1 protein-coding gene is annotated in these 233 nt (G+C 52.8%); it reads right to left on the bottom strand.

The features are described 5' to 3' along the window. Positions 1 to 233 (bottom strand): VCBS domain-containing protein (locus AAEY98_RS22710; RefSeq protein ID WP_351019905.1); only part of this gene is annotated, 233 nt, incomplete at both ends.

The raw sequence follows: 233 nt of genomic DNA, 5'->3' as shown, positions 1-233 counted from the left end.
CACTGACACTTGGGGTGAAGCTGTAAACGCTATCTTCATTGACTGAGGTCGCAGGACTGCCAGATATCACCGGTGCATCATTGGTGTTGGCCACGCTAATACTAAACGCGCTCAACGCGGTGGTTACCGTGCCATCGTTGACACTGATCACAATCCCAGAGGTCGTACCTACATCGGCATTGGTTGGCGTACCGTTTAACAAGCCCGTTGCGACATTAAAGCTGGCCCACGTC

It is taken from the genome of Shewanella sp. AC91-MNA-CIBAN-0169 (assembly GCF_040310165.1).
GTDB lineage: Bacteria > Pseudomonadota > Gammaproteobacteria > Enterobacterales > Shewanellaceae > Shewanella.
This window is presented reverse-complemented; position numbering and strand designations above follow the sequence as displayed.